General features: G+C 39.6%; 1 pseudogene. It reads right to left on the reverse strand.

The annotated features are described in order from the left end of the window. Positions 1-427, reverse strand: a pseudogene (locus J7R05_RS08330) (VirB4 family type IV secretion/conjugal transfer ATPase); the annotation flags it as partial.

Here is a 427-nt window from a genome sequence, read left to right on the forward strand (position 1 = left end):
ATACCGCGATCTTTATCAAAAACAACGGTTGTCGGTTTAAATTTTTGCGCTTGTGCTAACAAAAATCCAAGCAACACTGTTTTACCGGAACCAGATTGCCCAATAAGTGCAGTATTACCGAGTAATCGCTTGTCTGTTGAATTTTCTTCAAGTTTGGAAGCATGAAAATTGAAATAAAGTGGCGTTTTACTTGTTGTTTTAAGAATTGTAACCGCTGGACCCCATGGGTTTCCAGTTGGCTTTCCTGACATAAAATTATGAAAAGATGAGAACGACAAAAAATTCAGTGATGTAATTGGTGCTGGACGTGGTCGCCATTTCCAATTTGCAGGCATTTGCGCCCAATAGCCAGCCTCTATAGCTAAATCTACAGGTTTTGGCATTACTGCAACGTCTAAAAGTATTGCGCTTGCTTTTGCCATATAGT

The organism is Bartonella capreoli, from assembly GCF_902813205.1.
In the GTDB taxonomy this organism is placed as follows: domain Bacteria; phylum Pseudomonadota; class Alphaproteobacteria; order Rhizobiales; family Rhizobiaceae; genus Bartonella; species Bartonella schoenbuchensis.